The organism is Ensifer sp. Root278 (assembly GCF_001429285.1).
In the GTDB taxonomy this organism is placed as follows: domain Bacteria; phylum Pseudomonadota; class Alphaproteobacteria; order Rhizobiales; family Rhizobiaceae; genus Ensifer.
In genome coordinates, this window is the sequence record NZ_LMJJ01000040.1 from 24,615 (window position 1) to 48,048 (window position 23,434).

The 23,434-nt window shown below is 63.0% G+C and carries 20 protein-coding genes; 11 read left to right on the forward strand and 9 right to left on the reverse strand.

Going from position 1 to position 23,434, the window contains the following annotated elements; all coding sequences use genetic code 11:
• Positions 1-20: 20 nt before the first annotated feature.
• From guaD to ASE60_RS21970, 3 genes are all read right to left on the reverse strand, one after another.
• Complete coding sequence (guaD, locus tag ASE60_RS21960) at positions 21-1,337, reverse strand: guanine deaminase (protein WP_057252984.1); 1,317 nt, start codon at positions 1,335-1,337, stop codon at positions 21-23.
• On the reverse strand, positions 1,334-2,572 hold the full coding sequence (puuD, locus tag ASE60_RS21965; RefSeq protein ID WP_057252985.1) for a urate hydroxylase PuuD: 1,239 nt from the start codon (positions 2,570-2,572) through the stop codon (positions 1,334-1,336). Before puuD ends, guaD begins: the two co-directional genes overlap by 4 nt.
• 73 nt (positions 2,573-2,645) lie before the next feature.
• Entirely contained in the window at positions 2,646-3,560 is a 915-nt protein-coding gene (locus ASE60_RS21970) for a LysR substrate-binding domain-containing protein (protein WP_057252987.1), read from the reverse strand.
• Between the two features lie 29 nt (positions 3,561-3,589).
• Here ASE60_RS21970 and ASE60_RS21975 point away from each other — a divergent pair, with 29 nt between their 5' ends.
• Entirely contained in the window at positions 3,590-3,910 is a 321-nt protein-coding gene (locus ASE60_RS21975; RefSeq protein WP_057252989.1) for a hypothetical protein, read from the forward strand.
• A gap of 18 nt (positions 3,911-3,928) precedes the next feature.
• On the opposite strand, the gene xdhB is transcribed toward ASE60_RS21975, so the two are convergent.
• The 3 genes from xdhB to ASE60_RS21990 form a co-directional block, all read right to left on the reverse strand.
• A complete protein-coding gene (gene xdhB / locus ASE60_RS21980; RefSeq protein WP_057254310.1) occupies positions 3,929-6,265 on the reverse strand; it encodes a xanthine dehydrogenase molybdopterin binding subunit in 2,337 nt (778 codons plus the stop codon).
• 2 nt (positions 6,266-6,267) lie between these two features.
• A complete protein-coding gene (xdhA, locus tag ASE60_RS21985) occupies positions 6,268-7,743 on the reverse strand; it encodes a xanthine dehydrogenase small subunit (protein WP_057254312.1) in 1,476 nt (491 codons plus the stop codon).
• Positions 7,744-7,851: 108 nt separating this feature from the next.
• Positions 7,852-8,628 carry a 3-hydroxybutyrate dehydrogenase gene (locus tag ASE60_RS21990; RefSeq protein ID WP_057252991.1) on the reverse strand — a complete coding sequence of 259 codons (777 nt, stop codon included), beginning with the start codon at positions 8,626-8,628 and terminating at the stop codon, positions 7,852-7,854.
• A 255-nt stretch (positions 8,629-8,883) separates the two neighbouring features.
• Between ASE60_RS21990 and glpK the strand changes: the two genes are divergently transcribed.
• From glpK to sbmA, 5 genes are all read left to right on the forward strand, one after another.
• A complete protein-coding gene (gene glpK / locus ASE60_RS21995) occupies positions 8,884-10,371 on the forward strand; it encodes a glycerol kinase GlpK (protein ID WP_057252993.1) in 1,488 nt (495 codons plus the stop codon).
• Positions 10,372-10,536: 165 nt separating this feature from the next.
• A complete protein-coding gene (locus ASE60_RS22000) occupies positions 10,537-11,595 on the forward strand; it encodes an LLM class flavin-dependent oxidoreductase (RefSeq protein ID WP_057252995.1) in 1,059 nt (352 codons plus the stop codon).
• A 100-nt stretch (positions 11,596-11,695) separates the two neighbouring features.
• On the forward strand, positions 11,696-12,445 hold the full coding sequence (gene map / locus ASE60_RS22005) for a type I methionyl aminopeptidase (RefSeq protein ID WP_057252997.1): 750 nt from the start codon (positions 11,696-11,698) through the stop codon (positions 12,443-12,445).
• Positions 12,446-12,580: 135 nt separating this feature from the next.
• Positions 12,581-13,780, forward strand: coding sequence for an MFS transporter (locus ASE60_RS22010; RefSeq protein WP_192494799.1), 1,200 nt, complete (start codon positions 12,581-12,583; stop codon positions 13,778-13,780).
• 197 nt (positions 13,781-13,977) lie between these two features.
• Positions 13,978-15,234: a peptide antibiotic transporter SbmA gene (gene sbmA / locus ASE60_RS22015; protein ID WP_057252998.1), complete on the forward strand. Its 1,257-nt coding sequence runs from the start codon at positions 13,978-13,980 to the stop codon at positions 15,232-15,234.
• Positions 15,235-15,379: 145 nt separating this feature from the next.
• Here the strand turns inward: sbmA and ASE60_RS22020 are convergent, their stop codons facing one another.
• Entirely contained in the window at positions 15,380-16,387 is a 1,008-nt protein-coding gene (locus ASE60_RS22020; RefSeq protein WP_082616096.1) for a polysaccharide deacetylase, read from the reverse strand.
• Between the two features lie 223 nt (positions 16,388-16,610).
• Between ASE60_RS22020 and ASE60_RS22025 the strand changes: the two genes are divergently transcribed.
• Together ASE60_RS22025 and ASE60_RS22030 are read left to right on the forward strand one after the other, a co-directional pair.
• A complete protein-coding gene (locus tag ASE60_RS22025; RefSeq protein WP_057253001.1) occupies positions 16,611-17,198 on the forward strand; it encodes an NnrU family protein in 588 nt (195 codons plus the stop codon).
• A gap of 280 nt (positions 17,199-17,478) precedes the next feature.
• Positions 17,479-18,147, forward strand: a complete 669-nt coding sequence (locus tag ASE60_RS22030; protein ID WP_057253003.1) for a tetratricopeptide repeat protein — start codon at positions 17,479-17,481, stop codon at positions 18,145-18,147.
• A 104-nt stretch (positions 18,148-18,251) separates the two neighbouring features.
• Here ASE60_RS22030 and ASE60_RS22035 read toward each other — a convergent pair whose 3' ends face one another.
• Positions 18,252-18,506, reverse strand: coding sequence for a hypothetical protein (locus ASE60_RS22035; protein WP_143032950.1), 255 nt, complete (start codon positions 18,504-18,506; stop codon positions 18,252-18,254).
• On the opposite strand from ASE60_RS22035, the gene der reads away from it, so the two are divergent.
• The gene (gene der / locus ASE60_RS22040) at positions 18,487-19,920 is read left to right on the forward strand and encodes a ribosome biogenesis GTPase Der (RefSeq protein WP_057253007.1); all 1,434 of its coding nucleotides are present in this window, start codon (positions 18,487-18,489) and stop codon (positions 19,918-19,920) included. The two genes, ASE60_RS22035 and der, sit on opposite strands and share 20 nt — an antisense overlap.
• A gap of 288 nt (positions 19,921-20,208) precedes the next feature.
• On the opposite strand, the gene ASE60_RS22045 is transcribed toward der, so the two are convergent.
• A complete protein-coding gene (locus tag ASE60_RS22045) occupies positions 20,209-21,126 on the reverse strand; it encodes a sugar kinase (RefSeq protein ID WP_057253009.1) in 918 nt (305 codons plus the stop codon).
• A gap of 197 nt (positions 21,127-21,323) precedes the next feature.
• Here ASE60_RS22045 and ASE60_RS22050 point away from each other — a divergent pair, with 197 nt between their 5' ends.
• Positions 21,324-22,958 carry an alpha-glucosidase gene (locus ASE60_RS22050; protein WP_057253011.1) on the forward strand — a complete coding sequence of 545 codons (1,635 nt, stop codon included), beginning with the start codon at positions 21,324-21,326 and terminating at the stop codon, positions 22,956-22,958.
• Positions 22,958-23,422: an aminoglycoside 6'-N-acetyltransferase gene (gene aac(6'), locus ASE60_RS22055; protein ID WP_057253013.1), complete on the forward strand. Its 465-nt coding sequence runs from the start codon at positions 22,958-22,960 to the stop codon at positions 23,420-23,422. Before ASE60_RS22050 ends, aac(6') begins: the two co-directional genes overlap by 1 nt.
• Positions 23,423-23,434: the final 12 nt, after the last annotated feature.

The window sequence follows — 23,434 nt, forward strand, 5'->3', positions numbered from 1 at the left end:
ACCTCTCTGGATTTGCGCGGTCACGCGGCGGCGAGTGCCGATTTCGCCGGCTTGCCGGCGACATAGGTTTCGACGATCGCGCGGTCGTCGCCCATGGTCTGCAGCAGGAAGAGTTCGTCGGCGAGCGAATTGACCACTTCGGCCCGAAGCGCCATTGCCGGCGTCGCCGCCATGTCGAGCACGATGAAGTCGGCATCGGTTCCGGCTTCGAGCGTGCCGATCCTGTCGACGAGCGAGAGCGCCTCGGCATTGCCGCGCGTCATCATGAAGAAGCTGTCGAAGGGGTTCAGCCGCTCGCCCTGCAACTGCAGGATCTTGTAGGCCTCGTCGAGCGTCTTCAGCATGGAATAGCTGGTGCCGCCGCCGATGTCGGAGGCGACCGACGTGCGGACCGGCTTGTCCCTGCGGGTAAGCGCCCGCAGCGGAAAGAGGCCGGAGCCGAGGAAGAGGTTGGAGGTCGGGCAGAAGACGGCGACGGAGCCGGTCTCGCTCATCGCATCCGCCTCGCGCTCCGAAAGATGGATGCAGTGGCCGAACAGGCTTTTCGGCCCGAGCAGGCCGTAGCGGGCGTAGACGTCGGTATAGTCCTTGGCTTCCGGATAGAGCTCGCAGGTGAAGGCGATCTCGTCGCGGTTTTCCGAAAGATGCGTCTGTACGTGCAGATCGGGGAACTCGTGCACCAACGATTTGGCGACGTCCATCTGCTCGGGCGTCGAGGTGATGGCGAAGCGCGGGGTGATCGCCACGTGGTTGCGGCCCTTGCCGTGCCAGTCGCGGATCACCGCCCGAGTTTCGTTGTAGCCCACCTGCGGCGTGTCGAGCAGCCCTTGCGGTGCGTTGCGATCCATCATCACCTTGCCGGCGACCATGCGCATGTCACGGCGCAGCGCCTCGGCGAAGAAAGCGTCGGCGGACGCCTTGTGCACCGAGCAATAGGCCGTCGCGGTCGTCGTGCCATGGCGCACCATCTCGTCGAAGAAGAGCGTCGCAATGCGCTCGGCATGGGCGGTTTCGACGAAACGGCACTCCTCCGGGAAGGTGTAGGTGTTCAGCCATTCGAGCAGGTTGGCGGCATAGGAGGCCATCACCTGCATCTGCGGGAAATGCAGGTGCGTGTCGATGAAGCCGGGCACGATCAGGTGCGGGCGATGATCGACTTCTGCGACATCTTCAGGCGCGCTTGTCTTCACCACGGCGTAAGCGCCACTCGCAAGGATCTGGCCACCCTCGACCAGAAGTGCGCCGTCGCTCTCATAGCCATAGGCGGCGCTGTCGTCGATCGACGTTGGCGCGCGGTGGAAGCTCAGCAGTCGGCCGCGGATGAGGGTGGTGGTCATTGTGTCTTGCCTTCCTCGACGGCACTTTCGAACCAGGCTGTCAGCAGCTGGCGCTCGTCCGTCGTCATGTCCGTTACATTTCCGGGCGGCATCGCATGGCTGCGCCCGGCCTGGATATAGATTTCGCGGGCATGTGCGGCAATCTCCGCGTCGCTTTCCAGCACAACGCCCTTCGGCGCCTGGGTGATGCCCTCATAAACCGGCTCGGCCGCATGGCACATGGAACAACGGGTCGAGACCGTGTCCTTGACGGCGGGGAAGTGCGCGTTCGCGGCGAAGCGCGAAAAGACCGGTGCGACCTCGGCCTTCTCGCCGCCGGTCAGCACCTTCGGCACGGTCGAAAGCCACATGATCAGGATGAAGAGAAGCGCCGTGACGAGCCAGGTCCAGGTTGGCTTGCCCTTGCGGGCATGGGTGGTGTTGAACCAGTGGCGGATGGTGACGCCCATCAGGAAGACGAGTGCGGCGATGATCCAGTTGAAAGCCGTCGCGAAGGCCAGCGGATAGTGGTTCGACAGCATGAAGAAGATGACCGGCAGCGTCAGGTAGTTGTTGTGCAGCGAGCGCTGTTTCGCCTGGGCGCCGAGCTTCGGATCCGGCGTGCGCCCGGCGATGAGATCGGCGACGACGATCTTCTGGTTGGGGATGATGATAAAGAAGACGTTGGCCGACATGATCGTCGCGGTAAACGCGCCAAGATGCAGGAAGGCGGCGCGGCCGGTGAAGACCTGCGTGTAGCCCCAGGCCATGACGACGAGCGCCACATAGAGCAGCGCCATCAGCCCCCAGGTGTTGCCGCCGATCGGCGACTTGCAGAGCAGATCGTAGAAGATCCAGCCGATGCCGAGCGAGGCAAGCGAGATCAGGATCGCTGTGGTTGCGGAGATATCGAGCACATGGCGGTCGATCAGGAAAAGATCGGCGCCGCCGTAATAGACGAGACAGAGCATGGCGAAGCCCGAGAGCCACGTCATGTAGGATTCCCATTTGAACCAGGTGAGATGCTCAGGCATCGAGGCCGGCGCCACCAGGTATTTCTGGATGTGGTAGAAGCCGCCGCCATGCACCTGCCACTCCTCGCCATAGGCGCCGACCGGCAGGTGGTCGCGCTTCGTGAGGCCGAGGTCGAGCGCGATGAAATAGAAGGATGAGCCGATCCAGGCGATGGCCGTGATCACGTGCAGCCAGCGGACGGCAAAGGCCAGCCATTCCCAGGCAATGGCGAACTCGTACATTCAGATCCCCTTTTGTCTCTATCGCTGCACCTTGCGCAAAAACGACGGAGGGGAAAAGGGGGCAGGGCTCTCGTCAAGCGCTATTTGCGTGCAGGAAGCTCGGCGGACAAAGCTCGCCGAGGATCCAGTCGCGGAAAATCCGGATCTTGGGCGTGTTGCGGCGCGCGTGCGGATAGGCAAGCCAGTAGTCGCAGCCGTCGCTGCAGCGCAGATCAAAGGGCTGGTAGAGCCGGCCGAGCGCGACATCATCCGGATAGAATTCCGGCGTCAGGATGGCGACGCCCTGGCCGGCGACGGCTGCGCGTGCCTCGAAGGTCTGTGCGCCAAGCCGGCTGTGCGGCCGTCCCTCGAGATCGGGATCGTCGACCCCGGCGGCCTTGAACCACATCGGCCACCAGGGATCGCCGGCATCGATGATGCGAAGCTTCAAGAGGTCGCGTGGTTCGTGTACGCCGCCGATGGTCTCGGCGAGCGCCGGGCTCAGCATCGGGCTGAACTCGACGCGCATGAGCGGATGGGTGTCGAGGCCGGGCCAGACGCCCCCGCCGGAGCGGATCGCGAGGTCCGCGGGCTCGCGGCTAAAATCGGTGAGCGAGTCGCTCGTCGTCAGCCGCACGGCGATGTTGGGATGGGCAAGCTGGAAGCTGCCGATGTTGCGGGCAAGCCATTGCGAGGCGAAGGTCGGGGTCGAACTGATGAGGAGCGCGCTGTCGATATCGCCGCGGGCATTGGAGACGGCTTCCTGCAGCATCTCGAAGGCTTCGGTCACACGCGGTGCCAGCCGCTGGCCGACGTCGGTCAGCGAGATCTGACGCGGGCGCCGCAGGAAAAGCGGTTCGCCGACATTCTCCTCGATCAACTTGATCTGGTAGCTGACGGCGGTCTGGGTCATGCCCAGTTCTTCGCCGGCCTTGGTGAAACTGCCGAGCCTGGCGACCGCTTCGAAGACCCGCAGCGCATTCAGCGGAAACTGCTTCGACATCTTCATGGATAAGTTCTCTTGATGCATGCAGACGGATGTTCGATTGGATTTCGATCCTCCTCCACGGCATCCTCCAAGTCAACTTCCCAAGACGAACAGGTGCTGAAATGAGTTGCGACACATTCGAACGTACTGAAAGAAAACCATTTCTTTCAATCGAGCCGGTCATACGGCTCACGGCTGCCCTGTTCGGCGGCCTCGTTGCCCCCAAGCCGATGCTGGATGTCAACGCTCTCTCCGACCACATGAAGGGAGATATGGGTTTCATGGATGTCCATAGCCCGCATAGCGACGACGAGGAGGCGATGGCCAACGCCCGTCGCCTGCTCAGCATCAATGAGTTGCCGCGGATTTGAGGCAAATCTTGATGGCCGTCAGCGATCTCGCAGACGCTCGACGGCCATCAGCACACGCTCCGGTGTTGCCGGGGCATCGAGCCGCGGGCACTCGCGATAATCCGCGACACTGGCGACTGCCATGGAAAGCGCCTCCAGAACCGAGATCGGCAGCATGAAGGGCGGCTCTCCTACCGCCTTGGAGCGGCCGATGGTCTTCTCGGTATTGCTCGACCATTCGGCGAGCTTCACATTGAAGATCTTCGGCCGGTCGGAAGCGAGCGGGATCTTGTAGGTGGAGGGGGCGTGGGTGCGAAGCCGGCCCTTGTCGTCCCACCACAGTTCCTCCGTCGTTAGCCAGCCCATCCCTTGCACGAAGCCGCCCTCGATCTGGCCGATGTCGATCGCCGGGTTCAACGAACGGCCGACATCGTGCAGCACGTCGACACGGTCGACCATGTATTCGCCGGTCAGCGTATCGACAGACATTTCCGAAACCGAAGCGCCATAGGCGAAATAGTAGAAGGGTGTGCCGCGGCCGCTGGCACGGTCCCAGTGGATCTTCGGCGTCTTGTAATAGCCGGCCGCCGACAGCTGGATGCGGCCCATATAGGCCTGCTTGATGAATTCGGGGAAAGGCACCAGCTCTTCACCGATCTTCACATGGTTGGGCACGAAGCTGACATGATCAGGCGTCGTCTGCCAGCGCTCGCAGGCGAAGGCGACCAGCCGCTCCTTGATCTGGCGCGCGGCGTCATGAGCCGCCATGCCGTTCAAGTCCGAGCCCGAGGAGGCGGCGGTTGCAGAGGTGTTCGGCACCTTGCCGGTGGTTGTCGCGGTGATGCGCACCCGGTCGAGGTCGACCTGGAAACTGTCGGCAATCACCTGCGCAACCTTGATATAGAGGCCCTGGCCCATCTCGGTGCCGCCATGGTTCAGGTGGATCGAGCCGTCCTGATAGATGTGCACCAGAGCACCCGCCTGGTTGAAGGCGGTCATGGTGAAGGAGATGCCGAATTTCACCGGCGTCAGCGCGATGCCCTTGCGGATGATGCGGCTCGTCTTGTTGAAGTCGAGGATCGCCTGGCGACGCGCCTGATAGTCGGCGCTCTCCTCAAGCTCGGCGACGATGCGGGCAATGATGTTGTCTTCGACCCTCTGGTGGTAGGGCGTGAGGTCCCGGCCCGAGCCGTTCTCGCCATAGAAGTTCAGCTTGCGGATCTCCAGCGGATCCTTGCCGAGCTGGTAGGCGATTTCCTCGATGATGCGTTCGCCGCCGACCATCCCTTGAGGCCCGCCGAAGCCGCGATAGGCGGTGTTGGAGACCGTGTTGGTCTTCAGCGGCTGCGAGGTGAGCTTCACATGCGGGTAGAAATAGGAGCTGTCGGCATGGAAGAGTGCCCGGTCGGTGACGGGGCCGGAGAGGTCCGACGAAAAGCCACAGCGCGCCGCATAGTTGGCATGAACCGCATGGATGCGGCCGTCGTCGTCGTAGCCGACGTCGTAGTCGACGAGGAAGTCATGGCGCTTGCCGGTTGCCGTCATATCCTCGTCCCGGTCGGGGCGGAACTTGACGGCGCGATTGAGCTTCTTTGCCGCAACCGCGGCAAGGGCGGCGAACTGGTTGCCCTGCGTTTCCTTGCCGCCAAAGCCGCCGCCCATGCGGCGGACGTTCACCGTCACCGCATTTGAGGGCACGCCGAGCACATGCGAGACCATGTGCTGGATCTCGCTCGGATGCTGGGTCGAGGACCAGACGGTGACCTCGTCGTCCTCGCCGGGTATGGCGAGCGCGATATGGCCTTCGAGGTAGAAGTGCTCCTGGCCGCCGATGCGCATTTGCCCTTTGAGCCGGCGTGGGGCCTTTTCCAGCTCCGCCTCGGCGTCGCCGCGCTGCAGGGTCAGCGGCTGGGTCACCAGCTCGCCGCCATGGGCGACCGAGTCGAGAATGTCGGTGAAATGCGGCAGGTCGCGATAGGTGATATTCGCCAGCCGTGCGGCCCGGCGGGCGATGTCGCGGGTCTCGGCGATCACCGCAAAGGCGGGTTGCCCATGAAACTGCACGAGACCATCGGCAAGCACTGGCTCGTCATGCAGGTGGCTCGGGCTGATGTCGTTGGAATGCGGCATGTCCCTGGCGGTGAGCACACAGACGACCCCGGGTACGGCGGCGACGGCCGAGAGGTCCATCGCGGTGATCTCCGCATGCGCCCGGTCGGTCATGCCGAGTGCGCCATGCAACGTGCCCACGGGTTCCGGCATGTCGTCGATATAGTCGGCGGTGCCGGCGACATGTTTGTGGGCGCTGTCGTGGCGCTGCGCCGCGTGCATCTCGCCCCGGATTGCCTTGCGTTCCTCGAAGGTGGACTTGTCCATGATCATCTGTCTCCCGCGGCGTAGCGCACCAGTTGCGCGGGCTCGCCACCGCTTTCCAGGAAGAAACGCATCAAGAGGTTTTTCGCCGCCAGCATGCGGTAGTCGCTTGTCGCCCGCCAGTCGGTGAGCGGCTGGTAGTCGGTCTCGAAGGCGACTTGTGCTGCGCGAACCGTCTCCTCGGTCCAGGGCTTGCCGATCAGCGCCGTTTCCACATTCGTGGCGCGCTTCGGCGTGCCGGCCATGCCGCCGAAGGCGATGCGGGCGGAGCGGACCACTCCGCCGTCTACCGACAGGCGGAAGGCGCCGAGCAGGGCGGAAATGTCCTCGTCGCGGCGTTTTGAGATCTTGTAGGCGGCAAAGAGATCGCCGGCCGGAAGACTTGGCACGAAGATGCTTTCGACGAATTCGCCCGGCTTACGGTCCTGTTTGCCATAGGCGATGAAGAATTCTTCGAGCGGCAGCGTCCGGCGACCCTCCGTCGAGCGCAGCGTCACGGTGGCGTCGAGCACGATCAAGGGCGGCGGGCTGTCGCCGATCGGCGAGCCGTTGGCGATGTTGCCGCCGATCGTGCCCATGTTGCGCACCTGCTCGCCGCCGATCCGGTCGATCAGCGGGCCGAGGCCGGGAAAGGCTTTGCCAAGCGCGGCATAGGCCATCGTGTAGCTAACGCCGGCACCGATCGTCAGACCCGGCTCCGTCTCCTCGATGCGCTGCAACTCGGCAATGCCGTTGATGAAGATGGCCGGGTTGATCGGCCGCATCTGCTTGGTCACCCAGAGGCCGACATCGGTGGAACCGCCAACCACGGTCGCCCCCGGATTGTCGGCAAGCGCTGTCGCCAGGCCGTCGCCGTCCGCAGGCACGATCAGACAGGTGTCGCCCTGGCGAATGGTGATCGTCTCGGTCGGCGCCAGTGCCTTCAGCCGGGCGGTGATCGTTTCGCGTTCTCGCGTGATCGGGTCGAAGATTTCGGAGGGGCGCGCCTTTGCCGCCGCTTCCGCGGCGCGCACGATCGGCTCATAGCCGGTGCAACGACAGAGGTTGCCCTGCAGCGCCTTTTCGATATCAGCGCGGCTGGGATCGTCGTTTGCGAGCCACAGGCCATAGAGCGACATGACGAAGCCGGGCGTGCAGAAGCCGCATTGCGATCCGTGGAAATCGACCATCGCCTGCTGCACCGGATGCAGCGTCCCGTCCTGGCCGGCAAGATGCTCGACGGTGACGACATGGGTTGCCTGCAGCGAGCCGAGGAAACGGATGCACGCGTTGACGGCTTCATAGACGAGCCTGTCGCCGGCAAGCCTTCCGACGAGCACGGTGCAAGCGCCGCAGTCGCCCTCCGCACAACCTTCCTTGGTGCCGGTCAACCGACGCTCCAACCTCAGGTAATCGAGCAGGGTCGCGGCCGGTGCGATGTCGGAAAGCGCGACCTCGCGATCGTTGAGGATGAAGCTGATGCTTCCGTTTGGCTGGGGCATGCCACTCATTCCCTGCTGCTGCATATTGCCTGAAATCACTTTGATCTTAGGTGGTTATGCAGAAAAGCAAAGGGCCGTGGAAATTTTTGGCTGTGTCCGTGCGTGTGGCTACTGTGCCGTCCAGCCGCCGTCCATCGACACATGCGTGCCGGTGATCTGGGCGGCATCGTCGCCGGCGAGATAGACGGCAAGCGCTGCCACCTGTTCGACGGTGATGAACTTCTTGGTCGGCTGGCCCTTCAGCATCACGTCGTTGATGACCTGCTGTTCGGTGATGCCGCGGGTGCGTGCCTGATCGGGGATCTGCTTTTCGACGAGCGGCGTCAGCACGTAGCCCGGGCAGATCGAATTTGCGGTGATACCGTTTTCGGCGACTTCGAGAGCGACGGTCTTGGTCAGGCCGAGGACGCCGTGCTTGGCGGCGACATAGGCCGCCTTGAATGGCGAAGCGACGAGGCCATGGGCGGAAGCGATGTTGATGATGCGGCCCCAGCCTTTCGCCTTCATGCCGGGAATGGCGGCGCGGATCGTGTGGAAGGAGGAGGAAAGGTTGATCGCGATAATACGATCCCATTGCTCGATCGGGAAATCCTCGACCTTCTCGACATATTGGATGCCGGCATTGTTGACGAGGATATCGACGCTGCCGAAGTGCTCGGTTGCGGTCGCGATCAGATCAGCGATCTCGGCGGGTTTCGTCATGTCGGCGCCGTGATAAAGCACCGTTCCGCTCGTCAGCGCGCTGACGTCGTCCGTCGCTTGTCTGATCTCATCCGGGCTGCCGAAGCCGTTCAGCACGATGTTGGCGCCGCCCTTGGCGAAAGCCTTGGCGATCGCAAGCCCGATTCCGCTCGTCGAACCGGTGATGACCGCTGTTTTCGTCATTGTTGCTCTCTCCCTTCGTGGCGCTGCGGGCTGCTTTGTTGCGGCGCAACAGCGCCAGCCTACGCGTAAAACGGGCGCACTGACAATTGTGTTTTTGAGCTCCGGGCCGCAGAGTTGCCGCGGGGGCCAGCGAAGCCGATCGGTTGCGTTTTGTTTTCGTTTGACATTCGTTTTGCCATCGTATTGAAGTTTTCGAAATGAGATCCCGCCCTTGAGGACGGGTGAATAAACATGCGTGTGGCCGGGGAGGGGCATATGGGCGGATATATTCTCGCGATCGATCAGGGTACGACCTCAAGCCGGGCGATCGTCTTCGACGGTCAGCAGCAGATCGCTGGCGCCAGCCAGAAGGAATTCAAGCAGCACTTCCCCAAATCCGGCTGGGTCGAGCACGATCCCGAGGAAATCTGGCAGACGGTCCTTTCGACGGTCCAGGAAGCGATCGCCAAGGCGGGCATCACCGCCGGCGACCTTGACGGCATCGGCATCACCAATCAGCGCGAGACGGTCGTCGTATGGGATCGCGAAACCGGCAATCCGATCCACAATGCCATCGTCTGGCAGGACCGCCGCACTGCGTCCTATTGCGACAGGCTGAAGAAGCAGGGGCTGGAAAAGACCTTCACCAGGAAGACCGGCCTGCTGCTCGATCCCTATTTCTCCGGCACCAAGCTCAACTGGCTGCTCACCAACGTCGACAGGGCCCAGGCGCGCGCTTCCAAGGGTGAGCTCTGCTTCGGCACGATCGACACCTTTCTCATCTGGCGGCTGACCGGCGGCAAGTCCTTCGTGACCGATGCCACCAACGCCTCGCGCACGCTCCTCTACAACATCTCGGAGAATGCCTGGGACGACGAACTGCTGAAGATCCTGAAAGTGCCGCGCGCCATGCTGCCGGAGGTCAAGGACTGCGCCGCCGATTTCGGCGTCACTGACCCGGCAATCTTCGGCGCCGCCATCCCGATCCTTGGCGTTGCCGGCGACCAGCAGGCGGCGACGATCGGCCAGGCCTGCTTCAAGCCGGGCATGCTGAAATCCACCTATGGCACCGGCTGCTTCGCGCTGCTCAACACCGGCAAGGACATGGTGCGGTCGAAGAACCGGCTGCTCACCACCATTGCCTATAGGCTCGACGGCGAAACGACCTATGCGCTGGAAGGTTCGATCTTCGTTGCCGGTGCTGCCGTGCAATGGCTGCGCGACGGCCTGAAGGTGATCAAGGCGGCACCCGATACCGGGACGCTCGCCGAGAGCGCCGATCCGACGCAGGAAGTCTACCTGGTGCCGGCCTTCACAGGGCTTGGCGCGCCGCACTGGGATCCGGATGCGCGCGGCGCGATCTTCGGCATGACCCGCAACACCGGCCCCGCCGAGTTTGCCCGCGCCGCGCTCGAAGCCGTCTGCTACCAGACGCGCGACCTGCTCGAGGCGATGCACAAGGACTGGCGCAACAACGGCAAGGAAACGGTGCTGCGCGTCGATGGCGGCATGGTCGCCTCCGACTGGACGATGCAGCGGCTGTCCGATCTGCTCGACGCGCCGGTCGACCGGCCCGTCATTCTCGAGACCACCGCGCTCGGCGTCGCCTGGCTTGCCGGCAGCCGTGCTGGCGTCTGGCCGAAGCAGGAGGCGTTCGCCCAGTCCTGGGCGCGTGACCATCGCTTCGAGCCGGCCATGGACGAGAAGACGCGAAAGGCCAAGCTCAGGGGCTGGCGCAACGCCGTCAAGCGCACGCTGAGCTGAGAACCAGGACTGGGCGGTTTTCGCCCGCATCATCCGGTTCCTGCCAATCATCCGACACAGGCTCCATTCATGCTCATCCGGGAAACACAGCGTTTCCCGGATGAGCATTTGCTGCCCACGCGCGCGGCAACTATCTGTTGTCACAACAGAAATAGGACGGGCATCATGGAACTCGGGCTTTATACGTTTGCGGATGTCGATCCGAATGCGGCAGACAAGGGCAAAGAGGGGCAGCGGCGCCTCAAGAACCTTCTCGAAGAGATCGAGCTTGCCGATCAGGTCGGCCTCGACGTTTTCGGTCTTGGCGAGCATCACCGCCCTGACTATGCGGCCTCGGTACCCTCGGTCATTCTGGCCGCTGCCGCCGCAAAGACGAAAAACATCCGGCTGACCAGCGCCGTGACGGTGCTGAGCTCGGACGATCCGGTGCGCGTCTTCCAGCAGTTTTCGACGCTGGATCTGATCTCCAATGGCCGCGCCGAGATCATGGCCGGTCGCGGCTCCTTCATCGAATCCTTCCCGCTCTTCGGTCAGTCTCTCGACGATTACGACCAGCTCTTTGCCGAGAAGCTCGATCTGCTGATGGCGCTGCGCGACAGCGAGAAGGTCACCTGGTCGGGCGAGATGCGGCCGGCGATCCATGATCGCGGCGTCTATCCGCGGCCGCTGCAGGAGGTGCTGCCGCTCTGGATCGCCGTTGGCGGCACGCCGCAATCGGTGGCGCGGGCAGGAGCACTCGGCTTGCCGGTGGCGCTCGCCATCATCGGCGGCGAGCCGCGCCGTTTTGCGCCGCTCTTCGATCTCTACCGCGAGGCCGCGCGCCGGGCCGGCCAGGATGCGACCAAGCTGAAAACCAGCATCAACGTGCACGGCTTCATTGCCGACACGACGGACCTCGCCGCAGACCAGTTCTACGGACCGCAGGCAGAGGTGATGAACCGCATCGGCCGCGAGCGCGGCTGGGGGCCGACGAACCGGGCGCATTTCGACCAGGCACGCAGCCCGAACGGGAACCTCTTCCTTGGCGACCCGGAGACGGTGGCGGAAAAGATCGTCGAGAACTGGAAGCTGTTCCGCAACGATCGTTTCCTGCTGCAGATGGCGATCGGGCCGATGCCGCATGACCAGATCATGCGCGGCATCGAGCTCTACGGCACCAGGGTGGCGCCGCTGGTGCGCACGGCGCTGGCGGAAGAGAAGGCGGCGGCACGGGCCGCCGTCTGACCTCAAACGCCGGGTTCAGTGTTCGATTGCCGACCGTCCCGTTCGGCGCTGGCATAACGTATAGCGACACGCTACATGTGAGCGCGAAAGCGAGACACGGATGACCCTCAACAACGAAGAAGATCTGCTGCGGCTGAAGGAAATCGGCCGCATCTGCGCCAATGCCTTGCAGGCGATGGGCGAGGCGCTGGAGCCCGGCATCACCACGGCGGAACTGGACGCGATCGGCCGCAAGGTGCTGGAAGAGGCCGGCGCGCGCTCGGCGCCCGAGCTCTGCTACAAGTTTCCCGGCGCCACCTGCATCAGCGTCAACGAGGAAATCGCCCACGGCATTCCCGGCAGCCGGGTGATCCAGGCGGGCGACCTCGTCAACATCGACGTCTCGGCCGAGAAGGACGGCATCTTCGCCGATACCGGCGCCTCCTTCCCGGTGCCGCCGGTCACGGCCGCGATCGACCGGCTTTGCCGCGACGGCAAGCGGGCGATGTGGGTGGGCCTCAAGCAGGTGCGTCCCGACCAGCCACTGGCGGCCATCGGCAACGCGATCGGCGACTTCGCCCGCAAGAACCGCTATTCGCTCGTCACCAATCTCGCCAGCCACGGCATCGGCCGTTCGCTGCACGAGGAGCCGACCGAGATCGCCACCTGGCCTGATCCACGCGAACGGCGCCGGATGACGGACGGCATGGTCTTCACCGTCGAACCCTTCCTGTCGATGGGCGCGCAATGGGCCGAAGGCGGCAACGACGATTGGACGCTCTACAGCGATCCAAGGGCGCCAACGGTGCAATACGAGCACACCGTCGTCGTCACGCGCGGCGGGCCGTTGGTCGTGACGCTGCCCGGCTAGATCAGGGATGCGATTGCGGGCCGCGGCCGTCATCGCTCCTCTAACCCATTGAAATCGGCGATCGTTCGATTTCGTCAATAGGTCCTTCAATTATTGTCGTTTGTGGCGCGTCGTGTTGCGGTGCAATAAACTGACATGACCACGCTCGACAGACCGCTTCAGGCCAATATCTCCGCCACGGCAACCGCCGGCGCCATTGCCATGGCCGTCGCCATGGGGTTCGGCCGATTCTCGTACACGCCGATCCTGCCGGCGATGATGGCCGATCTGGGCTTGTCGCCCGGCGATGCCGGCCTCATCGCCTCGGCAAATTTCGTCGGATATCTCGCAGGCGCGATCCTTGCAGCCTATGGCTGGGCGCACGGACATGAACGGCGTATCGGCCTTATGGCGCTCGTCGCCACGACGGTGCTGCTTGCGGCCATGGGGCTCTCGTCCTCTGTCGCCGCGCTGGCGCTCATCCGGTTCCTGGCCGGCCTTGCCAGCGCCTTTGCGATGATCTTCATCTCCGGCATCGTGCTTGGCCATGGCCTGCTTGCACGATCGGAGCATGTGCCGGCCGTCCATTTCGGCGGCGTCGGCCTCGGCATCGCATTTTCGTCGCTCTGCGTCTGGGCAAACCCGCTTGCGGGCCATGCCGGCCTGACGACCTCCATGGGCGACTGGTTCACCGGGGCTCTGGTTGGATTGATCGGGACCATTGTCGTCGCCGCACTTCTGCCAGGCGTTCCGTCGACCGGTGCGGGCACGGTGCGCGAGAAGCCGCTTCGCTGGACGCGACCGCTGACGGTGGTGACGTTCACCTACGCACTCTTCGGTTTCGGTTACGTGATCACGGCCACCTTCCTCGTCGCCATGGCGCGTGACCCGACCGGCGGCCACGGCATCGAGTTTCTCGCCTGGTTGCTGACAGGTCTTGCCGCCGCCCTGTCCGTCTATCTCTGGCGCTTTGCCGCGCCGCGCTTCGGCCTTGCCGGCGTCTACGCAATCGGCCTTCTGGTCGAGGCGGTCGGCCTGGTTCTGACGGTCAGCCTGCCCTTGCCCTATGCGCCGCTTGCCGGCGGGCTGATGCTTGGGGCTACCTTCATGATGATCACGGCTTACGGCCTGCAGATCGGCCGGCAACTTGCGCCGGACAGTCCGCGCAAGGCGCTGGCGCTGATGACCGCCGCCTTCGGCATCGGTCAGATTATCGGTCCTCTGGTCGCCGGTTGGCTGGCGGACCGCACCGGCAGCTTCTCCGCGCCAACCTTGATTGCGGCAGCCGTGCTCTTCCTCTGCGGCGGCGTTATCCTCGTCGAGTTGAAGCGGATTTCGGCAGCGTTGAGGGCGTGACAGGCACCGGACGGGTTCCTTCGGTGCCGTCCTCCGCCCGGATGAAATAACAGTAACGTTTACATTACCCGATTGTTGATAGCGGCGCTTTGCCCTAGTTTCGGCGCTTCGGGGGGCGTATCTCGCGTCATCCAAAGAGAGTCGAACGTGACGGTCTTCAAGAAACGTCACGATCAATAAAACGAAAGCGCCGCACCTTGCTCGAATCGTTCTTTCCCAAGCCGAAGCTGTTTTTCCTTTCCGTCGCTCTCTGGTCGCTCGTCGTCGTCGCCTTTTGGTATGCTACCGGCGAACAGCTCGGTGCGGCCCTCGGCCTGCCGCCCGTGGGCGAAGCGCCCATCGGCCTCGGGCATTTTGCAACGACGGCGTCGATCTGGTTCTACATCTATTTCATCCTCAGCATGGTGCTGTTCTGCCTGTTCTGGCAGCTTTACGCGGTCGATTGCCCGTGGCGGAAATGGTCCGTCTGGGGGTCGGCGTTCATCGTATTCACCGTTTATTTTTCTGTCGACATCAGCGTTGCGCTTAACAATTGGCGCCGCCCTACGTTCGATAGGATCGTTGAGGCGCTGAAGGCACCGAACACCGTCCAGGCCTCGGAAATATACGGGTACGCCCTGATATTCTTCGAACTGGCGTCGGTTTACATCGTTTCGGCCGTTCTCATCAGCTTCTTCACCAGCCACTATCTGTTCCGCTGGCGAAACGCGATGAACGACTACTACTATGCGAAGTGGTCGAAGGTCCGTCACATCGAGGGTGCCTCCCAGCGTATCCAGGAAGACACCATGCGGTTTGCAACGACGGTGGAAGGATTGGGGGTCCGCCTAATCGATTCGCTGATGACGCTGATCGCCTTCCTGCCGGTGTTGCACGCACTTTCAGCCAACGTGAAAGAACTGCCGATCGTCGGATCGATACCCTATCCGTTGGTCCTGGCGGCGATTTTCTGGTCGCTTTTCGGTACGGTGCTACTTGCTGTCGTCGGCGTGAAGCTGCCGGGCCTCGAATTCCGTAACCAGCGCGTCGAGGCGGCATACCGCAAGGAACTCGTCTATGGCGAGGACCACGCCGACCGTGCTTTGCCCCCGACCGTTACGGAGCTGTTCAGCAATGTGCGCAAGAACTATTTCCGCCTGTACTTCCACTACATGTATTTCAATGTTGCCCGGTACTTTTACCTGCAAACGGATAACATCTTCGCCCTTTTCCTGATGGTTCCGTCGATCGTCGGGGCAACGATCACCTACGGGCTCTTCCAGCAGATCCAGGGCGCGTTCTCGCAGGTGACGAGTTCGTTCCAGTATCTGGTTAATTCCTGGCCGACGGTGATCGAGCTCATTTCCATCTACAAGCGCCTGCGTGCGTTCGAAGCGGCAATCGAAGAGCAACCATTGCCGAACATCGATCAGCAGTTCATCGAAGCGGGCGGAAGGGAAGAGTTGGCGCTATGATAGAGCTTGCCACGCGTCGCGCACATCTGCTGCGCGACGCGCCAGGAAATGATCTAACTCTCTGAAATGACGCAATTCCGCACGGAAGACCGTTTCACGCTTTTCTAGGAATGCGCTACCCGTCCTGGGCTGTGGACGGTTGAATTCAGAAGGCGGAGCGACCCGCCTTCTTTTTTGCCTGCTCGATGACAGGCAAGGCCTGGGCATAGCTGACACAGGCGACGTCGGGTTTTCCGCAGACTTCCGAGAGCAGTCGATCAAGGGCGCGCCAGTAGGCGCCGCCGTTCATTTCGACGAAGTGGAAGCCGAGCTGCAGGGGAATGCGGTCGCCGCCATATTCGCGGTCGAAGGCTTTCCGGTAGGCCTCGTAGGTGCGCTCCTCGAAGCGGGCGCTGTCCTTCTTGTTCTCGACACCCATCGAGTGGCGGACGAAGAGATTGTAGTCCATGCCGATGACAGGGCGCTGCGACGGTCCCTCGGGGATCAACGGCAAGCCGAAGCGCGGCAGACCGTCCTTCGTCGTCGGCCAGCCCGGTCCTTTGGTGACCAGGCTTGCGTCATAGGTGAAGTTGTCCGCCTTCAGCGCCGGCAGCAGGCCGTCGCTCAGCGATAGATAGGGGGCACGGAAGCCTTTGACGCCGGTCTTGGCGAACTCAGCCCAGCCCTGGGGCTCCGCTTCTGGCTTGCCCGCCTTCTTCCAGGCGTCGGCGAGCGCGGTATTGAAGGTCGAGAATTCGCTCTGCCAGTCGGCCTTGCTCCAGCCCTTGCCGTCGAAATGACCGCAGGCGTGGCTGGCGATGTCGTGACCATCAAGATGGGCCTGCCAGATATGGCCGGCACGTGCTGCAATCTCCTCGCGGCTCTGGGCGAAGCCGACATTGGAGCGGCCGGGCTTCTGGCCCGGCGGCCTGTAGATCTCCTTGCCGTCGGCCCGGGTCATCAGGAAGGTGCAGGACAGGAAATAGGTGAAATGCGCGCCGGTGCGCTTGGCCATCGCCAAGCTCTTTTCCCAAAGCGAGTTGTCATGGGCACCGTCGAAGGAGACGATGACCAGCTGCCGGTCAGCGGCGGGGACGGTGGCCGGCGTCGCCGGTTCGGCCCGCGCAAGCGCCGGAACCAGGACAAGGGAAAAGGCGAGAAATGTTCGGATCATGATCAACTGCAGCGATGAATTTTTGTCGCAGATGGTTCGAAATTGCGGCAATCCTTTGATCGGGCTGGAAAAAAGACGCCATCAAGGCTACTCCATAGCAACCTGGACTGGAATCAGTCCAAGGGCGAATGGCATAGAAAATCAAAGAGCTACAGCGACTCAAGCGCGCCAGATCCGGCACGCGACGCTATCTCCGATATATCTCGAACAAAGCGGTGGCCCCATGGCGATACTCGTTTTCGGCATCATCATCTTTCTCGGCGTGCATCTCATCCGCGTGGTTGCGCCCGGCTTTCGCGCCGGCATCATCGAGAGTCGCGGCAAGGGCACCTGGATGGGGATCTATGCGATCCTCAGCCTCATCGGCCTCTGTCTGATCATCTATGGTTTCGGCCAGGCGCGCGGCGAAACGGGCATGCTCTACAATCCGCCGGTGTTCCTGCGCCACATAGCGCTGCTCCTGATGCTCTTCGCCTTCGTCTTCCTTGCTGCAGGCTTCCTGCCGGCGGGCCGCATTGCGGTGGCGGTCAAGCATCCGCAGATCCTGTCGATCAAGACCTGGGCTTTGGCGCACCTGCTGGCGAATGGTGAGACGTCCTCGGTCCTGCTTTTCGGATCGTTTCTCGCCTGGGCGGTGATCCTGCGCATCTCGCTGAAGCGTCGCGAGCGGGCAGGGGAGCGCGTGCTGCCGGTGTTCAAGTCATCGACGAACGACGTGCTGGCCATCGTCATCGGTCTCGTCGCCTACGGGCTCTTCGTCTGGAAGCTTCACGAGTGGTTGATCGGGGTTGCCCCCGTGGTGATGGGCTAAGGCAATTCCAGCAAAAGTGCGCAGCGGTTTTGCGTCCCGACTTGCGTGTAACAAAAATTTTAGAGCGACGGAGGTGACCTCGTGTCGACCGTAGGCGCTCTAAATAACGTCGGCCCCCTTACAAGCGCCGCAAAATCGGGTAGAAGGCGCAAAATCCATGAGAGCGTGATGCGTGCGCTAGAACGCGTCGTGCATGCTCGAACAGTTTGAGATTGTGCGCTGTTCCCGTCGATGACGGTCGGAATGGCGTACCAGTGGGCAGGCAAGGCCGGGGCAGTAGATGGCGAACCAAGACGACAGCTTTATCCGCGAGGTCAATGAGGAACTGCGTTCCGACCAGATGAAGAGCATCTGGGCTCGTTTCGGCGGTCTCATCGCGGCGATCGCCGTGCTTATCGTTCTCGGCACTATCGGCAAGGTCGGGTTCGAGTACTGGCAGGAGGGAGCTTCCTCGAAGTCGGGCGACGCCTTCCTGCAGGCGCTCAATCTGGCGAAGGAAAACAAGACGGACGAGGCGCTCGCTGCCTTGAACGCGCTTGAGAAGGACGGCTACGGCGCCTATCCGGTGCTGGCTCGTCTGCGCGCTGCAACGCTTCAGGCCCAGAAGGGCGACACCGATGCGGCGGTGAAGGCATTCTCCGCCATCGGCAAGGACGGCAGCGTTCCGGCTGCCATTCAGGAAGCGGCGCGACTGCGTGCGGCCTATCTGCTCGTCGATACCGGCAGCTACGATCAGGTTTCGGCTGAAGTCGAGCAGCTTGCGACGCCGCAGAACAATATGCGCCACTCGGCGCGCGAAGCGCTTGGTCTCTCGGCCTACAAGGCCGGCGACTACGCCAAGGCGAAGACCTGGTTCCAGCAGATCGTCGACGACACGCAGAGCCCGCGCAACATCACCGGTCGCGCCCAGATGCTGCTCGACGTGATCACGGCCAGCGGCAAGGCCTAAGGTTTCCGCCCATTCCACGTGGATGGGCACAGGGTGCACGACCCTTTCGAATCAGCGCATGATCCCAAAATCGATCTCGATCTTGGGGTTGTGCGCTAAAGCATTTAAAGCAGTTCCAGCAAAAGTGCGTAGCGGTTTTGCGTCCGGAACTGCGGAAGGCAGACAAGCAGTTCCAGCAAAAGTGCGCAGCGGTTTTGCGTTGCGAATTGCAGGCAAACAATCAGATGGGGCAGTTCCTCTACGGAAACGCTCGCGAGCCGCCTGAATGCGGCACAGAACGAAATTACGAGCGCGGCCCGCCCATCGGCTGCGGCGCTCCAAGCGGAAACGGATAGATCCATGAGCTTCACCGTCGCCATCGTCGGGCGTCCCAATGTCGGCAAGTCCACCTTGTTCAATCGCCTGGTCGGCAAGAAGCTGGCGCTCGTCGACGATACGCCGGGCGTCACCCGCGACCGTCGTCCGGGCGAGGCAAAGCTGATCGACCTGCGCTTCCGCATCATCGACACGGCCGGTCTCGAGCAATCGGGGCCCGACACGCTGCAGGGTCGCATGTGGGCGCAGACGGAAGCCGCGATCGACGAGGCGGATCTTTCGCTGTTCCTGGTCGACGCCAAGGGCGGCCTGACGCCGGCCGACGAAACCTTGGCCGAAATGCTGCGCCGGCGCGGCAAGCCGGTGGTGCTGGTGGCCAATAAGTCCGAGGCGCGCGGCTCCGATGGCGGCTTCTACGATGCGTTTACGCTCGGCCTTGGCGAACCTTGCCCGATCTCGGCCGAACACGGCCAGGGCATGCTGGACCTGCGCGACGCGATCGTCGCTGCGATCGGCGAAGAGCGGGCCTATCCGCCGGAAGACGACGTGGCCGAGACCGATATCGATCTGCGCCCGACGTTCAAAGACGAAGAGGGCGAAGAGGAAGAGGCGGAGACAGCCTATGACGAGACCAAGCCATTGCGCGTGGCGATCGTCGGTCGTCCGAACGCCGGCAAGTCGACGCTGATCAACCGCTTCCTCGGCGAAGACCGACTTTTGACCGGGCCGGAAGCCGGCATCACCCGCGATTCCATCTCGGTCGAATGGGACTGGCGCGGCCGTACCATCAAGATGTTCGACACCGCCGGCATGCGCCGCAAGGCGAAGGTGCAGGAGAAGCTGGAGAAGCTCTCGGTCGCCGACGCGCTGCGCGCGATCCGTTTTGCCGAAACGGTCGTCATCGTCTTCGACGCGACCATTCCCTTCGAGAAGCAGGATCTGCAGATCGTCGATCTCGTCTTGCGTGAGGGCCGCGCGGCGGTGCTCGCCTTCAACAAGTGGGATCTGGTCGAGGACTGGCAGGCGGTGCTCGCCGACCTCCGCGAAAAGACCGAGCGGCTCCTGCCGCAGGCCCGCGGCATCCGTGCCGTGCCGATTTCCGGCCACACCGGTTACGGTCTCGACCGACTGATGCAGGCCATCATCGAAACGGACAAGACCTGGAACCGCCGCATCTCCACCGCGCGGCTCAACCGCTGGCTGGAATCGCAGACGGTTCAGCATCCGCCACCGGCCGTGTCCGGTCGCCGCCTGAAGCTCAAATACATGACCCAGGTGAAGGCCCGCCCGCCGGGCTTCATGATCTCCTGCACGCGTCCCGACGCGCTGCCGGAATCCTACGTGCGCTACCTGATCAACGGCCTGCGCAACGATTTCGACCTGCCGGGCGTGCCGATCCGCATGCATTTCCGCGCGGGCGACAACCCTTACGAATCCAAGGCGAAGAAGCGTCGATAGGCGCTTCCCAGACTGCTACAAACCTTGAAGATGGTTTTCTGGCGATAGCGCGACCCCAAGCTCCCCTCGCCCCCGTGGCGGGGATCCAGCGACCCGACGTCCGTCGGGTCAGAGACCCTTCAGCCCAAGGACTTGAGCGTAAGGACTTGGGCCGGCTAGATACCTGTGACAAGCACAGGAATGACGGAGATTTTGGCTGGCGCAAAGGTTTTTCCGGCAAGCTTACAACAATCAGAAATATCTTAATCAGCAGCCTGAGAAGCGCCGTTAGGCCCTTCCTTCTGCCACCTACGCCACGGGCAGCTTCTCCCGGGCGACGAGTGCCCCATGATGACCGATGACGCCGGCGGCGACGCTTGCCGCAAAGGCGGCGGCTTCAGCCGGCGTGTCGCCTGCAACAAGGCGGGCGACGAAGGCGCCATTGAAGCTGTCGCCGGCGCTGGTGGTGTCGACGACGCGTTCGACCGGTGTTGCCGGTACGTGCTCAATCGGCGCATCGCCGAAGGCGAGCGTCACGCCCTTCTCGCCATCTTTGACGACGACATTGGTGGCGCCAAGGCCCCTGTAACGCGCGATCGTCGCCTCGATGGAGGCGTCGCCGAAATGCGTGACCTCGTCGTCGAAGCTCGGCATGACGAGGGTTGCGGCGCGGGCGCCATCGGTCAGCGTCCGGCGCATGCGCTCGGCGTCGTCCCAGAGGCGCGGGCGGATGTTCGGGTCGAAGACCACTTGGCTGCCGGCCGCTTTCGCACGGCGCAGTTCCGACAGCAGCGTTTCGACCGCGTCGGGTGCAAGGATCGCCAGCGTGATGCCGGAATAGAGGATCAGGTCGGAGCCCTCGATCGCGCTTCTCAGATGATCGGCATCGTCGGCGAGCAGCTTGGCTGCCGAGTGCGAACGCCAGTAGGAGAAGCTGCGCTCGCCGTCCTTCAGATGGATCATGTAGAGCCCGGCCGAGCGGCTCTCGATCCGGCGCACGGCTGACGTGTCGATCGCCTTTTCCGCCATGAAGGCCAGCATCTCGTCGGAAACCGTGTCGGTGCCGACCGCGGAGCAATAGCCGACGGTCCAGTCATCAGGCATGAACAGCCGCGCATAATAGGCGGCGTTGAAGGTGTCGCCGGCATAACCTTTACGCAGCAGCCCGCCTTCCGCCTGCATGAGCTCGACCATGCACTCCCCGATCGCAAGCATCTTCCCGGCCAACGACTTTCCTCCTCACAAGATTTCGCCTGAGACGGGATAAGGGGCTCAGCCGATCTCGGCAAGAGATTGTTTCTGGTGAAGGGCTCGCGGCGGACCGAGAGGAAGGAACGGCGTTTACTCCCGCGCCGGGCGGCGATACACCTTGGTTCCTCATCATCCCGCTCTGGCGTGGAGCATCGGTCTTCAAGGGGCATTTCATGACGTCTCGGCAGGCATCGAATGACGATTGGTGGCGCGGCGCGGTGATCTACCAGGTCTATCCGCGCTCCTTTCAGGACACCGACGGCGACGGCATCGGTGATCTCAAGGGCGTTACCCGGCGGCTGCCGCATATCGCCTCGCTTGGCGTCGACGCGATCTGGCTGTCGCCGTTCTTCACTTCGCCACAGGCCGACATGGGCTATGACGTATCGGACTACTGCGACGTTGATCCGATGTTCGGCACGCTCTCGGATTTCGACGAGATGCTTGGTGAGGCCCACCGTCTCGGCCTCAAGGTGATCATCGACCAGGTGATTTCCCACACCTCCGATCGCCACCCCTGGTTCGCTGAGAGCCGCTCGAGCCGGACGAACGGGAAAGCCGACTGGTATGTCTGGGCCGATCCGAAGCCGGATGGCACTGCGCCCAACAACTGGCTGTCGATCTTCGGCGGCCCCGCCTGGGAGTGGGACGGGGTGCGCAAGCAGTACTACATGCACAATTTCCTCGGCTCGCAGCCGGACCTCAACTTCCACAATCCGGCGGTACAGGACGCGGTGCTCGATGCCGCCCGCTTCTGGCTCGATCGCGGCGTCGACGGGTTCCGCCTCGACACGGTGAACTTCTATTTTCACGACCGGTATCTGCGCGACAACCCGCCGCTCGTTCCCGATCCGGACGCCACCAGCAACGACGCTCCCGACGTCAACCCCTATGGCATGCAGGACCATCTCTACGACAAGAGCCAGCCGGAAAACATCGCTTTCCTGAGGCGGTTCCGGGCGCTGCTCGACCGCTACGAGGGCCGCATGACGGTCGGCGAGGTGGGCGACGGCGCCCGCTCGTTGAAGACCGTGGCTGCCTATACCGGCGGCGGCGACAAGCTCAACATGTGCTACACCTTCGACCTGCTCGGTCCGGACTTCACCGCGGCCCATATCCGCCGCTGCGTCGAGAATTTCCAGAAGGCCGTCACCGACGGCTGGGTCTGCTGGGCTTTCTCCAACCACGACGTGACGCGCCACGTCAGCCGCTTCGCTCGGAACGAAGCAGAGCGGGAGAGGGTGGCGCGGCTCGCCATCACGCTGCTTTCGAGCCTACGCGGGTCGATCTGTCTCTATCAGGGCGAGGAGCTGGGACTTCCGGAGGCGGAACTCGCTTTCGAGGACCTGCGCGACCCCTATGGCATCCGCTTCTGGCCCTCCTACAAGGGCCGCGATGGCTGCCGGACGCCGATGGTCTGGGAAGAGGCGGCGGCCAATGCCGGCTTTACCGGCGGCAAGCCCTGGCTGCCGGTTCCGGCTGAACACCGCCGCCTGGCCGTGGATGCCATGGCCGAAGGCGCGGATACGGTGCTTGGCCACTACCGCGCGACGCTCGCCTTCCGCAAATCGCGACCGGTTCTGCACGATGGCGCGATGCATTTCCTCGATAGCAACAGCGATCTCTTGGCCTTCGTTCGCGAAAAAGATGGCGAGCGCTTGCTCTTCGTCTTCAATCTCACCCGCGAACCGCAGGCGTTTCTGGTCCCCGCTGTCGTCGAGCCCCTGGATTTGCCCGGATATCCGGCGCGCCTCGGAGCGGGTAGCATCCAGATTGACGGATTATCGGCCTTCTGCGGGAAGCTCTGATGCGCGTATTGTTGATGGATGGCGAAACCATCGGCCGCTGGGTCGAGATGCGTCTGGCGCTCTGGCCGGATACGCCGGAAGCGGAGCACCGCGCGGAAGTCGAGTCCTCTCTTGCCGAGACCGATCGCTATGCGTCGTTCCTCTGCGAGGACGAGGCTGGTGTTGCCGCCGGTTTTGCCGAGGCGTCGATCCGCCGGGACTATGTCAACGGCTGCGAAACCTCGCCCGTGGCCTTTCTCGAAGGGATTTATGTGTTGCCCGGATATCGTCGTCGCGGCGTCGCGCGTGCGCTGATCACGGCGGTGGAACGCTGGGCAACATCGCAAGGATGCCAGGAACTCGCTTCCGACACGGCGACCGACAATCTCAGGAGCCAGAGCCTGCACATGGCGCTTGGCTTCGAGGAGACGGAGCGGGTCGTCTATTTCCGCAAGGAACTGTCGCCGGCCGTGGCAGACAATTGAGGATCCCGCGGG